The organism is Aquabacter spiritensis (assembly GCF_004346185.1).
Classification (GTDB): domain Bacteria; phylum Pseudomonadota; class Alphaproteobacteria; order Rhizobiales; family Xanthobacteraceae; genus Aquabacter; species Aquabacter spiritensis.
On the sequence record NZ_SMAI01000006.1, the window covers coordinates 12,325 to 26,992 of the forward strand.

A 14,668-nucleotide genomic window follows, 5' to 3' on the forward strand; every position below is an offset into this window, starting at 1 on the left:
TCGCAAATCCGTCCAGTCAGAGAGGAAAATCGAACAATCGCGCGGCGTTGTCGGCGAGGATCCGGTCGAAGACGGGGCCCGCGCCGCACCAGTGCGCGAGCATCGCGAGATTGCCTTTGTCGTCGATGGCGCGGAACGGCTCGACGGCGTCCGCGCCGCGCTGCGCCCGAGACGCCCCGCCGCCGGTATGCGGCCAGTCCGATGCCCAGACCAAGCGGTCGGGACGCGCCGCGATCAGCGCTCGGGCAATCGGCGCGAGATCGGCATGATCCGGCTGCTGCGAGGCACGGTAGGGCGCGGACAGCTTCACCCAGACCTGGCCGGTGGCAAGCAGATCGCGCAATTCGGCAAAGCCCGGCTGATCGAGGCCCCGCTCCGCGCGGGCGCCGGCAAAATGATCGAGCACCACCGGCGCGCCGGCGCGCGCGATATCGTCCGCCAAGGCCGGCAGAAGCGCGAGGTCGGCATAGATCTGAAGGACGAAGCCGTGCCCGGCGACCCGTTCGGCCGCCGCGGCGAAGGCCGCGCGCGCCGCTGCGGCGCGGGTTTCGCCCCGCGATTCGAGGTTGATCCGGACGCCGCGCGCGCCCGCTTGGTGGAAGGCACGCAAGTCCGCGTCGGTGACCTGCGCGGGGTCGACGACGATCACGCCGCGGCCGCGCGGGCCGAGCCCCGCCAAAGCCGCGAGGAGGCAGGAATTGTCGGCGCCGTAGACGCTCGGTTGAACCAGGACCGCCCGCGCGATGCCGAGATCCGCCATCAGCGCCTCGAGCGCATCCAGCCGCGCGGCGCCCGGCGTATAGGCCCGCCCCGCAGCAAGGGGAAAGCGCGCGGGATCGAACACGTGGACATGGCAGTCGCAGGCACGCGGCGGCACGGCTCGATCGGCGGCGGGCGGCAGGCTCGTCGGCTCGGTGCGCTCCATCCACGTCTCCCCGCGCTCTGGTCTCGGCCAGCTCCACGCCCTCTTAGGAGTGATTTTGGTACATTTCAACGAAATTATACCAACTATGGCGAATTTCGCCGCTCGCCTGCTATGTTGCAGCGTCACGCCCGCTTCACGCCCATTTCACGCCCGCTTGGGCCGAACCTCTCGGATCGGCATGTCGCATTCGCCTCTCGTCACGCAAATCGCCGGCCAGATTCTGGATCAGATCCGATCGGGCGTTGCGCCGCCGGGCGCGCAATTGGTCGAGCGCAAGCTGGCGGATCAGTTCCGCGTCTCGCGCTCGCCGGTCCGACAGGCCTTGATGCTTCTGGAGAGCGCCGGGCAGATCGCACCGAATCCCCGGCGCGGCGGCTATCTCGTCCTGCCGCAGGCCTCGTGCGGTATGGCGCCGGTGCGTGCGGTGGACGAGGAGGAGGCCGCCTATCTCGCGATCGCCGAGCACCGCCTGCAGGGCCGGCTGCCGGAGAAGGTCAGCGAGACCAAGCTCGCCCAGGCATACCGGCTATCGCAGGCCCAGGTGCGGCGTGTGCTGGCGCGGATCGCGAACGAGGGATGGATCGCGCGGCTGCCGGGGCACGGCTGGGGCTTCCTGCCCATGCTCACCTCGATGCAAGCCTATCGCGACAGCTATCGCTTCCGCCTCGTCATCGAGCCCGCGGCGATTCTCGAACCGGGCTTCACGCTCGACCGTCCTGCGCTTCTGGCCTGCCGGGACCAGCAGCAGGCGCTGGTCGAAGGCGCGATCTGGACGGTCTCGAACGCCGCACTGTTCGATCTCAACAGCCGGCTGCACGAGACCATCATCGAGTGTTCACGCAACCTCTTCTTCATCGAGAGCCTGAAGCGGATCGACCGGCTGCGCCGGCTGATCGAATACCGCCAGTCGCTGGATCGGAAATACGCCGTGGTGCGGTCCCGCGAGCACCTGCATTTGATCGACCTGCTGCTTCAGGACGACCGCGCCGCGGCCGCGGCCTATATGCGCCGGCATCTCGCCTCGGTCAGCATCGAGAAAATGATGGAGCGGCCGCCCCGCGCGTCCGACCCCGACCCGGCCATGGTCGACCGAATGGGTGAGCGGGTGGCCACCGAGCAGCCTCCTATACAGCAGGCCGAAGCCGGGCCGGATCCGGAAGGCACGCCGATCTGAAACCCGTCGCGCCCGATGGCGTCGCGAACCCGACGCGCCACCCGGCCGCGCGCGAGCGCCCCATGCGGGCGGACCCGCGCGGCCTCGTCTCAGAAGGGGATCTCGTCGTCCATGTCGTCGGACGGGCGGCCGGCCGGCGCAGGACGACGCGCGCCCGATCCGCCCCCGGATCCGCCCCCCGATCCCCCGCCGAAGCCGCCGGACGATCCGCCATATCCGCCTCCGCCCATCGGGCTGGACGCGCCGAAATCCGATCCGCCGCCCTCTTCCTCACCACCGCCGCCGCCACCGCCCCCGCGGCCGTCGAGCAAGGTCAGTTCGCCACGATACGGGCGCAGGACGACTTCCGTGAAATAGCGTTCCTGCCCCTGGTTGTCGGTCGCCTTGCGGGTCTCGAGCTGGCCTTCGATATAGACCTTGGAGCCCTTCTTCAGGAACCGCTCCGCGACGCCGACGAGATTCTCGTTGAAGATCGCCACCGAGTGCCATTCGGTCCGCTCGCGGCGCTCGCCGGAGGCCTTGTCGCGCCAGGTTTCAGACGTGGCGATGCGCAGATTGCACACCCGCCCGCCATTCTGGAACGCCCGCACTTCCGGATCGCGCCCGAGATTGCCGATCAGGATCACCTTGTTCACGCTCCCGGCCATCTCATCCCTCCCTGCGGATCCGTCACCGCGCCGAGCCGGCGCGAAACCATGCACCCTATCCTCCCCGTCCGACGAAGCGAGGCCCGCCGCCGGCTTGTCCACGGAAAAGGAGCGCGCACACAATCGCGTGTATGTTCTTCTTATGTTCTATCACCCCATCGTATCCAGGGCAAGCGAGACACCCGCGCCTTTTTCGCTGGACCTTCCTTTTGTTCCTGCTACGTTCCCTACCGCATCGCACACGGGGACCTACATTGAGGGACGTGGCCAAACAGGCGCGGGATGCCGATGCTCCGGAGCGTCTTTTCGACTGCGCTCGGGACCGGCGCCGTTTCTCGTCCGCCGCATCTCCCGCACCCGAGCCGACCTGACCGATGAGCGACCGATCCCCTCCCCGCGCCGCGCCTGCCCCTTCGCCAGCCCCCGCCCGGCGCGACGCCCGCGTCTTGAGCGTGCGCGGCGCGCGTGAGCACAATCTGAAGAATGTCGACCTGGAAATCCCGCGCGACAGCCTGGTGGTCTTCACCGGCCTTTCGGGCTCGGGCAAGTCGTCGCTCGCCTTCGACACGATCTATGCCGAGGGCCAGCGCCGTTATGTCGAAAGCCTCTCGGCCTATGCCCGCCAGTTCCTGGAGATGATGCAGAAGCCGGACGTCGATCAGATCGACGGCCTGTCCCCGGCGATTTCGATCGAGCAGAAGACCACCTCCAAGAACCCCCGCTCGACCGTCGGCACCGTCACCGAGATTCACGATTATATGCGCCTGCTCTGGGCGCGCGCGGGCATTCCTTATTCGCCGGCCACCGGATTGCCGATCGAGAGTCAGACCATTTCGCAGATGGTCGACCGCGTGCTCGCACTCCCCGAAGGCACCCGGCTCTATCTGCTGGCGCCGGTCGTGCGCGGCCGAAAGGGCGAGTACCGCAAGGAGATGGCGGAGTTTCTGAAGAAGGGCTTCCAGCGGGTGAAGGTCAATGGCGCCTTCCACGAGATCGCGGAGGCGCCGCCGCTCGACAAGAAGCTGAAGCACGACATCGACGTGGTGGTCGACCGGGTGGTGGTGCGGGCCGATCTCGCGACCCGCCTCGCCGACAGTTTCGAGACCGCCCTCGGCCTCGCCGACGGCATCGCGGTCGTCGAGTTCGCCGACGAGAAGGACGAGAGCGGCGCCGCTCGCCGCATCCTGTTCTCGGAGAAGTTCGCCTGCCCGGTTTCCGGCTTCACCATCTCCGAGATCGAGCCGCGGCTGTTCTCCTTCAACAATCCGTTCGGCGCCTGCCCGGCCTGCGACGGACTCGGGGTGGAGCAGACGATCGATCCCGATCTCGTCGTTCCCGACCGCACGCGCTCGCTGAAGCGCGGCGCCATCGCGCCCTGGGCGAAGAGCACGTCGCCTTATTACGGGCAGACGCTCGATGCTTTGGCGAAGCACTATCAGTTCAAGCTCACCGTGCCGTTCGCCGATCTGCCGGAGAAGGCCAAAGAGGTGATTCTCTTCGGCTCCGGCGAGGAGAAGATCACCTTCGCCTATGATGACGGCCTGCGCGCCTATGAGACGTCGAAAACCTTCGAGGGCATCGTGCGCAACCTCGACCGGCGCTGGAAGGAGACCGAGAGCGACTGGGCGCGGGAGGAAATCGGCAAATATTTCTCCACCGTCCCCTGCGCGGTGTGCAAAGGCTACCGCCTGAAGCCGGAAGCCTTGGCCGTGAAGATCGCCGGCAATCATATCGGCGAAGTCAGCGAATTGTCGGTGCGCGGCGCTTCGGACTGGTTCGAGGCGCTGCCGGCCAAGCTCACGGCCAAGCAAAGCGAAATCGCGGCGCGGATCCTGAAGGAGATCCGCGACCGGCTGCGCTTCCTGATGGATGTCGGGCTTGAATATCTCAGCCTGTCGCGTGCCTCCGGCACGCTGTCGGGCGGCGAGAGCCAGCGCATCCGGCTGGCCTCGCAGATCGGCTCCGGCCTTTCCGGCGTGCTCTATGTGCTGGACGAGCCCTCGATCGGCCTGCACCAGCGCGACAATGCCCGCCTGCTCGAAACGCTGAAGCGGCTGCGCGATCTCGGCAATACCGTGATCGTGGTGGAGCATGACGAGGACGCGATCCGCGCCGCCGATTACGTCGTTGATGTCGGGCCGGGCGCCGGGATCCATGGCGGGCGCATCGTCGCGCAGGGCACGCCGGCGGAGATCCTCGCCAATCCCGCCTCGCTGACGGGCCAATATCTGACCGGCGCGCTGTCGGTGGGCGTGCCGGCCCGCCGCGCGCCGAATCCGCGCCGCATGCTGAAGCTCAGCGGCGCGCGCGGCAACAACCTGAAGAATGTCTCGGCCGAGATTCCACTCGGTTTGTTCACCTGCGTGACGGGGGTGTCCGGCGGCGGAAAGTCGACGCTACTGATCGACACGCTCTACAAAGCGGTGGCGCGGCGGCTGAACAACGCCACCGAGGCGCCGGCACCGTTCGACAAATTGGAAGGCCTCGAGCATCTCGACAAGGTGATCGACATCGACCAGTCGCCGATCGGCCGCACCCCGCGCTCGAACCCCGCCACCTATACCGGCGCCTTCACGCCGATGCGCGAATGGTTCGCCGGCCTGCCGGAGGCCAAAGCGCGCGGCTATGGCGCCGGGCGCTTCTCCTTCAACGTGAAGGGCGGCCGCTGCGAGGCGTGCCAGGGCGACGGCGTCATCAAGATCGAGATGCATTTTCTGCCGGACGTCTACGTCACCTGCGACGTGTGCAAGGGCAAGCGCTACAATCGCGAGACGCTGGAAGTCACGTTCAAGGAGAAGTCGATCGCCGATGTGCTGGACATGACGGTCGACGAGGGCGCCGCCTTCTTCGCCGCCGTTCCGAGCGTGCGGGAAAAGCTGGAGACCCTGTCGCGCGTCGGCCTCGGCTATATCAAGGTCGGTCAGCAGGCCACCACCTTGTCGGGCGGCGAGGCGCAGCGGGTGAAGCTGGCGAAGGAATTGTCCAAGCGCGCCACCGGCCGCACGCTCTATATCCTGGACGAGCCGACCACCGGGCTGCACTTCCACGATGTCGCCAAGCTGCTGGAAGTGCTTCACGAACTGGTCGAGCAAGGCAATACGGTCGCGGTCATCGAGCACAATCTCGAAGTCATCAAGACGGCCGACTGGGTGATCGATTTCGGCCCGGAGGGCGGCGACGGCGGCGGCGAGATCCTCGTCTCGGGTCCGCCGGAGGCGATCGCGGCCGCGCCGCGCTCCCATACCGGCACGTTCCTGGCAGAAGTCTTGGCGCGCCGCCCCCTGCCGGCGGCGAAGCCCGAGCGGAAGCGCCGGCGGGCCGCGGCGGAATAGTCCCCCCGGTCCGGTGCAGAGCCGCCGCGCGGACGGAAGCTGCGCAGTTACGCGCCACGCCGCGATGTTGTGCAGGTGCGAGATGAAAGGTCCGGCCGGCGCCTTCCGAAGAGATCCGCGGGCCTTTCGGAACACTTAAAGATCCAGTCTGGAGAATATGCGGCGCACGCAATGCTGCATTGCACCGAAATGCATTGGCGGCCGGTTTCTTCCCCCTTATGTTCCGCCCGAACGATTGTGGCGCCCGGGATGGGTTGCCGTGAAGGAGAAGAGAAATGCTGCTCTGGGGTTTTCTGGCCCGCCAGATTCGCCGCTGGCACGCTTACAACCGCACCGTTGCCGAGCTGTCCACCCTCGATGACCGCACGCTGGGCGATATCAATATCGTCCGCAGCGAGATTCGGGCCGTCGCACGCCGCGCCGCGCTGCACGTCGTCTGATCGAACCGCCAGGCGGTGCATGAAGTGGCCCCTCCGGGGGCCATTTTCGTTTTTGGGGGTCTGTGCCCCTTCCGGCCACACCTCTTCCTTGAACCTGCCGCCGCGATCGGGCACAGACCGGGGGTTCGTTTCCCGGGCGCAGCGCCCGGTCGGCTCAGAGAGGAGCGATGACGCGTCTCGATCCGGTCCATGTCATCGGTGGCGGCCTTGCCGGCTCGGAAGCAGCCTGGCAGCTCGCCACGCGTGGCGTTCCCGTGGTGCTGCATGAAATGCGCCCCGTGCGCACGACCGAAGCGCACCACACCGACCGGCTGGCCGAACTGGTCTGCTCCAATTCCTTCCGGTCCGATGATCCCCAGGGCAATGCCGTCGGCGTGCTCCATGCCGAGATGCGCCGCGCCGGTTCGCTCATCCTCGCCAGCGCCGACGCCAACCAGGTTCCCGCCGGCGGTGCCCTCGCTGTGGACCGGGACGGCTTTGCCGCGGCGGTGACGCAGGCCCTGGCGGCGCATCCCCTGGTCGAAATCGACCGCGGCGAAGTCGATGGCTTGCCGCCGGACGACTGGGACAAGGTGATCGTCGCGACAGGCCCCCTCACCTCGCCGCCGCTCGCCGAGGCCGTACGCACGCTCACCGGCGAAGCCGCCCTCGCCTTTTTCGATGCGATCGCGCCGATCGTGCATTTCGACACGATCGACATGTCGAAGGCGTGGTTCCAGTCGCGCTACGACAAGCCCGGTCCCGGCGGCACCGGCGCCGATTACATCAATTGCCCGCTCGATCAGGCGCAGTACGAAGCCTTCGTCGACGCGCTCCTCGCTGGCGAAAAAGCGCCGATTCGCGATTTCGAGGCGAAGACACCGTATTTCGACGGCTGCCTGCCGATCGAGGTCATGGCGGAACGCGGCCGCGAGACGATGCGCTTCGGGCCGCTGAAGCCGGTCGGGCTCACCAATCCCCACCAGCCCGACGTGAAGCCCTACGCCGTCATCCAGCTGCGCCAGGACAACAAGCTCGGCACGCTCTACAATATGGTCGGCTTTCAGACCAAGCTGCGACATGGCGAGCAGGTTCGCGTCTTCCGGACCATACCCGGCCTCGAATCGGCCGAGTTCGCCCGCCTCGGTGGATTGCACCGGAACACTTATCTCAATTCCCCCCGCCTGCTGGACGCCACGCTGCGCCTCAAGGCCGATCCGCGCCTGCGCTTCGCCGGCCAGATCACCGGCTGCGAGGGCTATGTCGAGAGCGCGGCGATCGGTCTCCTCGCCGGGCGCTTCGCCGCAGCCGAGCGGCATGGCGCGGCGCCCGATCTTCCCCCGCTCACCACGGCCCATGGCGCCCTCCTCGCCCATATTACCGGCGGCCATATCGAGGCGGAGGATGCCGGCCCGCGCTCGTTCCAGCCGATGAACATCAATTTCGGCCTGTTCCCGCCGCTCGAGGCGGCGCCGAAATCGCCCGACGGCAAGCGGTTGCGGGGCACGGAGAAGACCCTGGCGAAGAAGCGGGCAATCGCGGCCCGGGCTCTCGCCGACGCCGATCTGTGGCTCGACGCCACCGCGCGGGCGGCGTAGGAGCCGCTCATGGCCAGGCACAAGGTCGACGTCCCACCGCCCGAATACAAGGCCGATCCGCGCCGCTTCACCGTCGATACCGTGCTGAAGCGCGACGTGTTCTCCACCGTCGAGCGCGGCACCTGGATCACGCCGGATGGCCGGGCCTATCCCGCCGTGCGGCGCCGCTGGAACGAGGTCTCGCTCTGGTTCGCGCTGATCGCGCAGGTTCTCGCCGCACGCGAATCCTATGCGCTCGCGCGCGTCACCCGAACCGGCGTAACGACGCCGCTTCTGGCGGTGGGCCATCGCTTCCTGGTGCGGGGCTGGATCGAAGGCGTCCCGCTCCAGATCGCCCGACCGAGCGGCGACCTCGCCTTCTTCCGCTCGGCCAAATCCGCCTTGCGGGCGCTCCACGCCACCGGCTTTGCCCACAACGACCTCGCCAAGCAGCAGAATTGGCTGCGCGGGGCGGATGGCGAGGCCTGGCTGACGGACTTTCAGCTCGCGCTGCCGATCGACCGGCGCAGCCGGATCGGCCGGGTCCTCGCTTATGAGGATCTGCGTCATCTGCTCAAGCACAAGCGCACCTATTGCCCGGACGCGCTGACCCCGCGCGAACGGCGCGTCCTGGCGCGAAAGAGCGTCATCGCGCGGGTCTGGATGGCGACCGGCAAGCGTGTCTACCGCTTCGTCACGCGCCGGCTGATGTCCTATTCCGACACCGAGGGCCGCGGACCGCGGGTGACGCAGGTCGCGCCGCGCATCGCCGCTGCGCTCGAGACGCATCCTGCGGTGAGCGCCGTCCACATGTCGGATTTTCAGACGCTCGGCGGCAAGGTCGGGCTGTACGCGTTCGTGGAGACCCGCGCACCGGTCGATGCGGCGGCGCTGCGCACCCATCTGGCGGCGCTGCTGCCCGACCGGCCTCACCTCGACCAGGTGCAGATCGTCCCCCGCCTGCCCCGCGACGGCGCCGGCTTCGTGCGCGACGACCTCCTTCTTCTGGTGGCGCGCAATCAGATCGAGATGCTGGAAGATCTGGCGGGCACGCCGGAGATGCGCGCCCTGATCGCGGAAATCGCCCGCGGCCGCTTGAACCTCACCGACCGGATCACCCGCCCCGCGGCATAGTCCATGGGCGGATCCAGGCTTTTCCGGCTTGGGCCCTGCGCGCCGCGCGCCACAAGGTCCATTGCCGGATCACCGGCGCATCGCCGACCACGCGCGCGAACGGATCGGACGCCCGCGCCAAGGCCTGGAGATCGCGCGGCACCAGCGCCACCGGCAGAAAGGCCGGCACCGCCGCCGCCGGGATATCGGCTGCCGCCGCCCCGGCCGCCGCCAGATGGTCGGCGACCCGCTTGCGCAAGGCCGCGAGTGCAGCCAGAACGCCGGGCGTCGCCTTCCCCGCCACGACGTCGGCGGGCGTCGCCTCGTGTTCCGAAAGCAGGTCGACCGGGAGATAGCACTGCCCGCGCGCGGCATGGAGCGGCAATGCCCGCATCAGTCCGGTGAGCGCGACCGCCACGCCGGCATGTCCCGCGACCGTGGCGAGGGCGGCATCCATGCGCCCGACCAGCAATCCGGCCGCGAGCTGGATCAGGACCGACGCGGTTTCCCCGGCATAGCCCTCGAGATCGTTCACGCGCGGCATCGGATCGTCATAGAGGTCGAAAATGCGCGCTTCGATAAGGTTCAGCAGCGCTGCGCGCGGCAGATCGGAGGTTGCCAGGAGGTCCATGAGCGCGCTCGCGACCGGATGGCCCGAAACATCGCCGCGCCCGAGCCCCTCGATCAGGTCCCGCCACCATTGCAGGCGGACCTCCCCGGGAAGCGGCTCGCGCACGACTTCCCGCACCCGGGCGATCTCGAGATTGAATGCGTAGAGCGCGCAGAGCCGGCGCCGCGCCGTCCCGGGCGCGAACAGGCTCGCGAGGAACCGGTCCCGGTCGTGGCTCCGGATCAGGTCCGCGCAATGCGCGTAAGCGCGGTCGAGATCCGCCGTCGCAGGGTCGGTTTGCGCCATGCCCGCCTCAATAGGCGATCAGTGCGGCGGCCACGCGGCGCCCTTCGCCCAGAAGCACGTTATAGGTCGCCGTCGCGGACGGCGTCGGCATCAGCTCGAATCGCAGACCCGCCGCGCGCAGCGCCTGCTTCTGGAGATCGGGCAGATGCGCCGGATCGCGTCCGGTGCCGATGAAGAGCAGATCGAGGGCCTTCGCCTCTGCGAGAATCGGCGCGAGGGCGCTTGTCGTGAGCTGCGCGAAGGTCTCGACGCTCCAGGGCCGGATTCCCGAGGGCAAAGCAAGGATGGAGCCGGCATGCGACATCCCCGCAAAGTGGAAAAAGCGCTCCGAATAGCCCTCGATCGGCACCTGGCGGGGCAGAAAGGGGGCGCTCGCCGGATCCGCCATGGCCGGGCTCAGCTGCGGGCGGGCCGCGGCCGGGACCGCCCCTTGCCGCCGGGCCGCCGCTGCGGCGCCGGGGCTGGGGCCGGCTCAGCCTGAGACGGGGCAACCTGAGACGGGGCAACCTGGGACGGCGCAGCGTGTGACGGGGCTGCCGGACCCGCGATGGCGGCCTCGGCGGTCGGGACCTCGGGAACCGGCCCGGTTTCCTCCACGTCCGGTTCCACGGTGGTCGCGCGCAGGCCGAGATGGATCAGCATCGGCGCGGCGATGAAGATGGACGAATAGGTGCCGATCAGCACGCCGACCATCATCGCGAGAGAGAAGCCGCGCAGCACTTCCCCGCCGAAGAAATAGAGCGCCATCGCCGCGAATAAGGTGGTCAGCGAGGTGATGATGGTCCGTGAGAACGTCGCGTTCACAGCCACATCGAGCAGGGTCGGAAGCGGCATCTTCTTGTAGCGCCGCAGCATCTCGCGGATGCGGTCGTACACCACGACCGTATCGTTGAGCGAATAGCCCATAATGGTCAGAATCGCCGCGATCGATGTCAGGTCGAAATCGATCCCCAATATCGAATACATCGCCAGCGTGACGAAGACGTCGTGCGCGGTGGTCGCGATCGCACCGATGGCGAACTGCCATTCGAACCGGAACCACAGATAGATCAGCACCGCCACCGCGCCCAGCAGAAGGGCGAGGATCGACTGGCGCACCAGCTCGGCGGAGACGCTCGGCCCGACCGCCTCGACCCGGCGGATGCCGTACTCGCTGCCCAGCGCCGTGCTGACCTTGGCGATGATCGCCTGCTGGGCCGCTTCGTCCGCGCCCGTCTGCCCGATTCGAATCAGAACGTCGCGCGGCGACCCGAATTCCTGGATCTGTACGTCGCCGAGATCGAGGTCGCCCAGATGCTCGCGCAGGCTGGAAATATCCGCCTGCGCCTGGCTCGACTGCGCCTCGATCAGCGTACCGCCTCGGAAATCGATGCCGAGATTGAAGCCGAACGCGAAGAAGCAGGCGACGGCTGCGATCATCACCGCCGCCGAGAGCGGGAAGGTGACGTGCCGCAGCTTCATGAACCGCAGGTTGAGGTTCGCCGGGATATAATTGATCAAAGGCATGTGCGGCGCCCTCAGATTGGCAGCTTCGACGGCCGCTGCCACCGCACCCACCACGCAATCATCAGACGCGTCAGGGTATAAGCGGTGAACACCGTGGTCAGAAGCCCCAGAATGTAGGTGACCGCGAAGCCGCGCACCGGACCGGAACCGCCGAGAAGGAACAGAATGATGCCGGTGGCGAGCGAGGTGATGTTGGCGTCCATGATCGTCCCAAGGGCCTGGACGAAGCCCTTGTCGATGGCGGAGATCGCCGACCGCCCTTCGCGCGCCTCGTCGCGGATGCGTTCGAAGATGACGACGTTGGAATCCACCGCCATGCCGATCGTGAGCACCACGCCGGCGATGCCCGGCAAAGTGAGCGTCGCCCCCAGAACGGATTGCAGGGCGAACATCAGCGTCACGTGCACGGCCAGGGCGATCAAGGCAAAGAACCCGAACAGGCCATAGATCGCGAGCATGAAGACGGTGACCATCGCCGCCGCCACATAGGCCGCGGTCTTGCCCGCCTCGATCGAATCCTGGCCCAGGCTCGGGCCGACCGTGCGCTCCTCCATCACCTTCAGCGGCGCGGGCAGTGCCCCGGCCCGCAGCAGGATGGCGAGGTCGTTGGCCTGCTGCACCGTGAAGGAGCCGGAAATCTGGCCGGATCCGCCCAGGATCGGCTCGCGGATCACCGGCGCGGAGATCACCTGATTGTCGAGCACGATCGCGAATGGCCGGCCGACGGCGTCCTGCGTGGTCGCGGCGAAGCGGCGTGCGCCGTTGGAATTGAAGCGGAAGGTGACGAGCGGCTGGCTGGTCTGCTGGTCGAAGCCGGGCTGCGCGTCGGTCAGGTCTTCGCCGGAGACGCGGACCTGCTTCTCCACCAGATAGGGCACGCCGTCATTCGACTGCAGAACCTCGGAATCCGGCGGCGCCCGGCCTTCCAGCGCCTGCTGCGGCGACATCGACTGGTCGACCATGCGGAAGGCGAGCTTGGCGGTCTGTCCGAGCAGCGCCTTCAGGCGCTGCGGGTCCTGGAGGCCGGGCACCTGGACCAAAATCCGGTCGGCCCCCTGGCGCTGGATGTTGGGCTCCACCGTGCCGAGCTGGTCGATGCGCCGGCGGATGATCTCGATCGACTGATCGACGGCGGAGCGGATGCGGGCATTCAGCCCCGCTTGGGTCAGCGCGACGCTGACCGAGCCGTCGCCGCCATTCGTGACGGTGAGGTCCATTTCTCCGTTGCCGGTGCCGAGCAAAGCATTCGTGACCGGTGCCGCGAGCTTGCGCAACTCGGTGACGGCCTTTTCGGCTTCGTTCGGATCGCGCAGGCGGAATTGCACCGTCGTGTCGCGCACCACGAGACCGGTATAGCCGATGCGCTGCTCACGCAGCACGCGCCGCACCTCGTCGCGCACCTGTTCGGCGCGCTCCTTGCGGAGCGCGGCGCCGTCGACCTCGAGCAGGATGTGCGAGCCACCCTGCAGATCGAGCCCCAGCGTGACATGGCTCGATGCCAGCCAGCTGGGAAGTGCCTGCAGCATCGAGGGCGGCAGGACGTTCGGAAGCGCGAACAAAATTCCCAGGAAGGTGATTCCCAGGATGAGCGCCGTCTTGAACCGGGAGAAATGGAGCATCGTCGTTCAGATCCGCGGCATCACGCCGGCGTCTCGTCCTTTGCGGGCTCGCCCTTGGAGCGGACCGAAGTGATATGGGCGCGAAGCTGGCGAACACGGACATTGTCGGCGATCTGGAGTTCGACCTCCTGCTCGTCGACGACGCGCGACACCTTGCCCACGAGCCCGCCGGCCGTCACCACAACGTCGCCGCGGCGCAGCGAGCTGACCAATTCCTGATGCGCCTTGGCCCGCTTCTGCTGCGGCCGGAGGATCAGGAAATACATGACGACGAAGATCAGCAGGAACGGGGCGAGCTGGATGAGCATGTCGGTCCCGCCGCCGGCGGCCGGAGCGCCCTGGGCGAAAGCGGGCGTAATGAACATGGCGTCCTCGTTCGTCTTGATTGGAAGAGATCAACCGGCTGCCTTCAGGCGGGCCGAAGCGGCGGGACTATACTGGGGGAACCGGGGAATGCAAACGACGTGAAGGGCGCGATCGCACAGGCTTGACCTGGAGGGCGATTGGCGTTCCCAAGAGGAGCCTGTCAGATCAGGCCCGCCGAGGCGTCCGCATCCCGCGCGACACCGGCCGGAGCGCGGAACGAGGACATGCGCACCCACCGGGTCCTTCACGATCTTGCGCGCGCGCTGCGCTTTCTCACGCGCCTTCCACTCCCCGCTCTGGCGCAGGAGGACCAGCCCTTCGCGGCCCCGGCGCTTTCGCGCATCGCGTACGCCATCCCGCTCGCCGGTGCGCTCGTCGGCCTCGTCGGTGCGCTGGCGCTGCTTCTGGCGCACGCGCTCGGCTTCCCGCCCTTCCTGACTTCGGTGCTGGCGCTCGCCGCCCTCGTGCTCGCGACCGGCGCGTTCCACGAGGATGGTCTGGCGGACACGGCGGACGGGTTCGGCGGCGGACGCGACGTGGCCTCGCGCCTCGCGATCATGCGCGACAGCCGCATCGGCACCTATGGCGCGAGCGCACTGATTCTGTCCCTGCTTCTGCGGCTCGGCGCGATCGAGGCGCTTTTGGTTTGGGCGGGGCCGGTGCGCTGCACCCTTGCACTGATCGCAGCCGGGGCCGTGTCGCGCGCCGCCGGTCTCCTGCTGCTTCAGAGCCTGCCCGCAGCGCGCTCCGACGGGATCGGCGTCGGCGTCGGCGCCCCGGGGCCGGACGCCGCCGCGCGGGCCGCTTTGATGGGGGCGCTGATCGTCGCCCTCATCGTGATCCCGGCCTTCGGCGTCGGCGCCACCTTTGCCGGCCTGATCGCGCCGGCGGCCGCCTGGCTGGCGATCCACCGGCTTGCGCGCCGCCTGATCGGGGGGCAGACCGGGGACGTCGCCGGCGCGGTCCAGCAACTGGCGGAGATTGCCTTCCTCCTGGCAGTGTTTATCTTCGCCCGCGGTCCCTGAGCGGCGGCGGTACGACGCGCGGCGCCGTTGGATGCGCCCCCGCTTTGCG

13 protein-coding genes are annotated in these 14,668 nt (G+C 68.0%); 6 read left to right on the forward strand and 7 right to left on the reverse strand.

Annotated features, from left to right (window positions below; translation table 11 throughout):
- Positions 1-16: 16 nt before the first annotated feature.
- Positions 17-925: an amidohydrolase family protein gene (locus EDC64_RS11040; RefSeq protein ID WP_132031361.1), complete on the reverse strand. Its 909-nt coding sequence runs from the start codon at positions 923-925 to the stop codon at positions 17-19.
- 178 nt (positions 926-1,103) lie between these two features.
- Here EDC64_RS11040 and EDC64_RS11045 point away from each other — a divergent pair, with 178 nt between their 5' ends.
- The gene (locus EDC64_RS11045; RefSeq protein ID WP_132031362.1) at positions 1,104-2,099 is read left to right on the forward strand and encodes a GntR family transcriptional regulator; all 996 of its coding nucleotides are present in this window, start codon (positions 1,104-1,106) and stop codon (positions 2,097-2,099) included.
- A gap of 89 nt (positions 2,100-2,188) precedes the next feature.
- On the opposite strand, the gene ssb is transcribed toward EDC64_RS11045, so the two are convergent.
- A complete protein-coding gene (ssb, locus tag EDC64_RS11050) occupies positions 2,189-2,746 on the reverse strand; it encodes a single-stranded DNA-binding protein (protein ID WP_132031363.1) in 558 nt (185 codons plus the stop codon).
- Between the two features lie 374 nt (positions 2,747-3,120).
- Here ssb and uvrA point away from each other — a divergent pair, with 374 nt between their 5' ends.
- From uvrA to EDC64_RS11070, 4 genes are all read left to right on the forward strand, one after another.
- On the forward strand, positions 3,121-6,078 hold the full coding sequence (uvrA, locus tag EDC64_RS11055; protein ID WP_132031364.1) for an excinuclease ABC subunit UvrA: 2,958 nt from the start codon (positions 3,121-3,123) through the stop codon (positions 6,076-6,078).
- Between the two features lie 275 nt (positions 6,079-6,353).
- Positions 6,354-6,518, forward strand: a complete 165-nt coding sequence (locus EDC64_RS11060) for a DUF1127 domain-containing protein (protein WP_132031365.1) — start codon at positions 6,354-6,356, stop codon at positions 6,516-6,518.
- Between the two features lie 167 nt (positions 6,519-6,685).
- Entirely contained in the window at positions 6,686-8,095 is a 1,410-nt protein-coding gene (trmFO, locus tag EDC64_RS11065; RefSeq protein WP_132031366.1) for a methylenetetrahydrofolate--tRNA-(uracil(54)-C(5))-methyltransferase (FADH(2)-oxidizing) TrmFO, read from the forward strand.
- A gap of 9 nt (positions 8,096-8,104) precedes the next feature.
- On the forward strand, positions 8,105-9,208 hold the full coding sequence (locus EDC64_RS11070; RefSeq protein ID WP_132031367.1) for a serine/threonine protein kinase: 1,104 nt from the start codon (positions 8,105-8,107) through the stop codon (positions 9,206-9,208).
- Here EDC64_RS11070 and EDC64_RS11075 read toward each other — a convergent pair.
- Genes EDC64_RS11075 through yajC form a run of 5 tightly spaced genes read right to left on the reverse strand, consistent with a single transcriptional unit; the run spans position 9,189 to position 13,593 of the window.
- Entirely contained in the window at positions 9,189-10,103 is a 915-nt protein-coding gene (locus tag EDC64_RS11075) for a phytoene/squalene synthase family protein (protein ID WP_132031368.1), read from the reverse strand. The genes EDC64_RS11070 and EDC64_RS11075 overlap by 20 nt on opposite strands.
- 7 nt (positions 10,104-10,110) lie before the next feature.
- Positions 10,111-10,491: an Mth938-like domain-containing protein gene (locus tag EDC64_RS11080; protein ID WP_132031369.1), complete on the reverse strand. Its 381-nt coding sequence runs from the start codon at positions 10,489-10,491 to the stop codon at positions 10,111-10,113.
- 8 nt (positions 10,492-10,499) lie between these two features.
- Complete coding sequence (secF, locus tag EDC64_RS11085; protein WP_132031370.1) at positions 10,500-11,609, reverse strand: protein translocase subunit SecF; 1,110 nt, start codon at positions 11,607-11,609, stop codon at positions 10,500-10,502.
- A gap of 11 nt (positions 11,610-11,620) precedes the next feature.
- The gene (secD, locus tag EDC64_RS11090; RefSeq protein ID WP_132031371.1) at positions 11,621-13,228 is read right to left on the reverse strand and encodes a protein translocase subunit SecD; all 1,608 of its coding nucleotides are present in this window, start codon (positions 13,226-13,228) and stop codon (positions 11,621-11,623) included.
- 20 nt (positions 13,229-13,248) lie between these two features.
- Positions 13,249-13,593: a preprotein translocase subunit YajC gene (gene yajC, locus EDC64_RS11095; protein WP_132031372.1), complete on the reverse strand. Its 345-nt coding sequence runs from the start codon at positions 13,591-13,593 to the stop codon at positions 13,249-13,251.
- A gap of 225 nt (positions 13,594-13,818) precedes the next feature.
- On the opposite strand from yajC, the gene cobS reads away from it, so the two are divergent.
- The gene (gene cobS, locus EDC64_RS11100) at positions 13,819-14,619 is read left to right on the forward strand and encodes an adenosylcobinamide-GDP ribazoletransferase (RefSeq protein WP_132031373.1); all 801 of its coding nucleotides are present in this window, start codon (positions 13,819-13,821) and stop codon (positions 14,617-14,619) included.
- Positions 14,620-14,668 lie beyond the last annotated feature (49 nt).

Bases quoted from the DNA above. Each gene is read 5' to 3' on its own strand.
- secF (WP_132031370.1), bottom strand. From the start codon at position 11,609: ATGCCTTTGATCAATTATATCCCGGCGAACCTCAACCTGCGGTTCATG.
- uvrA (WP_132031364.1), top strand. From the start codon at position 3,121: ATGAGCGACCGATCCCCTCCCCGCGCCGCGCCTGCCCCTTCGCCAGCC.
- trmFO (WP_132031366.1), top strand. From the start codon at position 6,686: ATGACGCGTCTCGATCCGGTCCATGTCATCGGTGGCGGCCTTGCCGGC.
- cobS (WP_132031373.1), top strand. From the start codon at position 13,819: ATGCGCACCCACCGGGTCCTTCACGATCTTGCGCGCGCGCTGCGCTTT.
- EDC64_RS11080 (WP_132031369.1), bottom strand. From the start codon at position 10,491: ATGGCGGATCCGGCGAGCGCCCCCTTTCTGCCCCGCCAGGTGCCGATC.
- EDC64_RS11070 (WP_132031367.1), top strand. From the start codon at position 8,105: ATGGCCAGGCACAAGGTCGACGTCCCACCGCCCGAATACAAGGCCGAT.
- EDC64_RS11040 (WP_132031361.1), bottom strand. From the start codon at position 925: ATGGAGCGCACCGAGCCGACGAGCCTGCCGCCCGCCGCCGATCGAGCC.
- ssb (WP_132031363.1), bottom strand. From the start codon at position 2,746: ATGGCCGGGAGCGTGAACAAGGTGATCCTGATCGGCAATCTCGGGCGC.
- EDC64_RS11075 (WP_132031368.1), bottom strand. From the start codon at position 10,103: ATGGCGCAAACCGACCCTGCGACGGCGGATCTCGACCGCGCTTACGCG.
- secD (WP_132031371.1), bottom strand. From the start codon at position 13,228: ATGCTCCATTTCTCCCGGTTCAAGACGGCGCTCATCCTGGGAATCACC.
- yajC (WP_132031372.1), bottom strand. From the start codon at position 13,593: ATGTTCATTACGCCCGCTTTCGCCCAGGGCGCTCCGGCCGCCGGCGGC.
- EDC64_RS11060 (WP_132031365.1), top strand. From the start codon at position 6,354: ATGCTGCTCTGGGGTTTTCTGGCCCGCCAGATTCGCCGCTGGCACGCT.
- EDC64_RS11045 (WP_132031362.1), top strand. From the start codon at position 1,104: ATGTCGCATTCGCCTCTCGTCACGCAAATCGCCGGCCAGATTCTGGAT.